Genomic DNA, 3,728 nt, shown 5'->3' with positions numbered 1-3,728 from the left:
GCTGCCGATGCCCCGCCCGAGTCTGGCGCCGAGGACAAGCCGGTGCGCACCCGCACCCGCCGCACGACGGCCGCAACGGGGGCCGCGCCTGCGACGACCCGCAGCCGCACGCGCAAGCCGGCGGCCGACACGGACGCCGCGCCCGATCCGGTGCCCGAGACGACCGTCGGCGAGTAAGCGCAGCCGCCTGGCGCGCCCTGTCTGCCGACGGAATTCAAGCCCCGCCGCGCCCTGCGCCGCGGGGCTTTTTCGTGTCCGAAGACGGTCCGTCCCCCGATGCGCGACGGTGTCGACGGACCGGCCTACGTGAAGTTCCGAGGCCTCTTTTGCAGGGCCTGCGGCATGCCCATATCGGGAGCAGAACGGAGTCCGGCTCCACCGCGCGGGGTCGCGCGGCGATCGCCGGCCCCGTGCTGCGCCCTGCCGGAGAGGCAGGGGAATGGGCGTCCTTGCCATGCCTCGGGTGGCGCGGACGGGCCGAGGGAGATCCGACACGATGAACATCGAGAAATATACCGAACGCACCCGCGGGTTCGTCCAGTCCGCCCAGACGGCGGCGCTGACCCGCAACCATCAGCAGTTTCTGCCGGAGCACCTTCTCAAGGTGCTGCTCGACGATCCGGAAGGCCTTGCCTCCGGGCTGATCGAGGCCGCCGGCGGACGGCCGAAGGACGCGCTGCTCGCCGTCGATGCGGCGCTCGAAGCCGTGCCCAAGGTGGCCGGCACCGGGGCAGGGCAGCTCTATCTGTCGGGGGCGACGGCCAAGGTGTTCGCCACCGCCGAGAAGATCGCCGACAAGGCGGGCGATTCCTTCGTCACCGTCGAGCGGCTGCTGCTCGCGCTCGCCATGGAGAAGGATGCCGCGACCGCGAAGATCCTCGAGAAGGCCGGCGCCACGCCGAACGCGCTGAATTCCGCGATCAACGCCCTGCGCAAGGGCCGCACCGCCGACAGCGCCTCGGCCGAGAATGCCTATGACGCGCTGAAGAAATACACCCGCGATCTGACCCAGGCCGCGCGCGACGGCAAGCTCGACCCGGTGATCGGCCGCGACGAGGAAATCCGCCGCACCATCCAGATCCTGTCGCGGCGCACCAAGAACAACCCGGTGCTGATCGGCGAGCCCGGCGTCGGCAAGACGGCGATCGCCGAAGGCCTCGCCTTGCGCATCGTCAACGAGGACGTGCCCGAATCGCTGAAGGACAAGGCGCTGCTCGCGCTCGACATGGGCGCGCTGATCGCCGGCGCGAAATACCGCGGCGAGTTCGAGGAGCGTCTGAAGGCGGTGCTGTCCGAGGTCGGTTCGGCCGCCGGCGGCGTCGTGCTGTTCATCGACGAGATGCACACCCTGGTCGGGGCCGGCAAGTCCGACGGCGCGATGGACGCCTCCAACCTGCTGAAGCCGGCGCTTGCGCGCGGCGAACTGCATTGCGTCGGTGCCACCACGCTCGACGAGTACCGCAAGTATGTGGAGAAGGACGCCGCGCTCGCCCGCCGCTTCCAGCCGCTGTTCGTCGGCGAGCCGGACGTGGAGGACACGATCTCGATCCTGCGCGGCATCAAGGAAAAATACGAGCAGCATCACAAGGTGCGAATCACCGATTCGGCGCTGGTGGCCGCGGCAACCCTTTCCAACCGCTACATCTCCGACCGCTTCCTGCCGGACAAGGCGATCGACCTGATGGACGAGGCCGCCTCGCGGCTCAGGATGCAGGTGGATTCCAAGCCGGAAGAACTCGACGAGATCGACCGGCGGATCATGCAGCTGCGCATCGAGCAGGAGGCGTTGCGGCAGGAAAGCGACGTTGCCTCGCGCGACCGGCTGGTGCGGCTGGAAAAGGAACTCGCCGATCTCGAGGAGGAATCCGACGCGCTGACCACGCGCTGGAAGTCGGAGAAGGACAAGCTCGGCCAGGCCGCCGAGCTGAAGCGCAAGCTCGACGAGGCGCGCAACGATCTCGCCGTCGCCCAGCGGCGCGGCGAGTACCAGCGCGCCGGCGAACTCGCCTATGGGGTCATTCCCGGGCTGGAGAAGGAGCTGAAGGAGGTCGAGGAGGCCGCCGCCAGCCGCCAGGGCATGGTGGAGGAGGCCGTGACCTCCGAGCATGTGGCCCAGGTCGTCTCGCGCTGGACCGGCATTCCGGTCGACAGCATGCTGCAGGGCGAGAAGGACAAGCTGCTGCGGATGGAGGATGAGCTCTCCCGGCGCGTGGTCGGCCAGGCCGAGGCGGTGCACGCGGTGTCCACGGCGGTGCGGCGCGCCCGCGCCGGGCTGCAGGATCCGAACCGGCCGATCGGCTCGTTCATGTTCCTCGGTCCTACCGGCGTCGGCAAGACCGAGCTGACCAAGGCGCTTGCCGCCTACCTGTTCGACGACGAGCACGCGATGGTGCGCATCGACATGTCGGAATACATGGAGAAGCATGCCGTCAGCCGCCTGATCGGCGCGCCGCCCGGCTACGTCGGCTACGACGAGGGCGGGGCGCTGACCGAGGCGGTTCGCCGCCGGCCCTATCAGGTCGTGCTGTTCGACGAGGTGGAGAAGGCTCATCCCGACGTCTTCAACGTGCTGCTGCAGGTTCTGGACGACGGCCGGCTGACGGACGGCCAGGGCCGAACGGTCGACTTCAAGAACACGCTGATCATCATGACCTCGAACCTCGGCTCGGAATATCTCGCCGCCCAGGGCGAGACCGACACCGTGGACGCGGTCCGGGGCGACGTGATGGGCATCGTGCGGGCGCATTTCCGGCCGGAGTTCCTCAACCGGCTCGACGACATCATCCTGTTCCACCGGCTGAAGCGGGTGCACATGGGCGAGATCGTCGAGATCCAGCTGAAACGGCTCGAAAAGCTGCTGTCGGAGCGCAAGATCGTGCTCGACCTCGACGAGAGCGCCAAGGTGTGGCTCGCCGACAAGGGCTACGATCCGGTCTACGGCGCGCGGCCGCTGAAGCGGGTGATCCAGCGGCAGGTGCAGGATCCTCTCGCCGAGGCGATCCTTGCCGGCGAGGTGACCGGCGAGAGCACGGTGAAGATCACCGCCGGCACGGACCGGCTGCTGTTCGATGCCGGACCGGTTCAGCCGGAGGCTGGCAACCAGGCTGCGTGATCCGGATCATGCCGGTAATGGTCTGCCCACTGAGGTCAGCGCGGTGGGCAGGCCCGATCAAAGGTCGACGATCACGAAACGCCGGTTGTCTTCGGACACCGGCGTTTCACCGAGCTGTCGAAGTAGGCGCGGATTTCGGGCTTGTCGATGTTGGCGTTCATCTGCCAGTACATCCGACGGATATTCTGGCGCTTCAGGTCGGCGTGGAACCACTGATAGTCCTCGAGGTCCCACTTCGCCGTCCAGGCAGGCAGGAAACCGATGACCGCCTCGGTGTCGGGCGGAAGGACGACCGGACGCCGCGGCTCGATCCGCTGTTCGGTCACGAGGTGAGTGAGACCGAGTTCGGCTCGAATCGCCTTGTAGACCCCGAGGCGCTCGATGTTGATGTCGCAGCCCCGCATCGCGATGCCCTGCACGTCGATGAGCGCGCGCATCAGATAGCCGGCGCCGACGCCGATCTCGAAGCCGCTCTTCACGCCTGCGAAATAGGGCAGGTAACGACGCACCGTGCCGACGGCACCTTTGGCCTGATAGGCGAACTTGATCGGCGCCTTCGGATCGTATCCGGCCGGCCCCAGATCCTCTTCGCGGCTTCCGAAGCCGAGAAGCGGTG

General features: G+C 67.8%; 2 protein-coding genes. One reads left to right on the top strand and one right to left on the bottom strand.

The annotated features are described in order from the left end of the window. The first annotated feature begins 496 nt into the window (after nt 1-496). The gene (clpB, locus tag A6302_RS19580) at nt 497-3,112 is read left to right on the top strand and encodes an ATP-dependent chaperone ClpB (RefSeq protein WP_069308433.1); all 2,616 of its coding nucleotides are present in this window, start codon (nt 497-499) and stop codon (nt 3,110-3,112) included. Between the two features lie 71 nt (nt 3,113-3,183). On the opposite strand, the gene A6302_RS23245 is transcribed toward clpB, so the two are convergent. Continuing rightward, on the bottom strand, nt 3,184-3,728 hold a 545-nt coding region (locus A6302_RS23245; protein ID WP_169833639.1), incomplete at its 5' end, for a hypothetical protein.

The organism is Methylobrevis pamukkalensis, assembly GCF_001720135.1.
GTDB lineage: Bacteria > Pseudomonadota > Alphaproteobacteria > Rhizobiales > Pleomorphomonadaceae > Methylobrevis > Methylobrevis pamukkalensis.
This window is presented reverse-complemented; position numbering and strand designations above follow the sequence as displayed.

What these genes read in the sequence shown, in the direction of transcription:
- clpB (WP_069308433.1), top strand. Translation starts at nt 497, where the DNA reads ATGAACATCGAGAAATATACCGAACGCACCCGCGGGTTCGTCCAGTCC.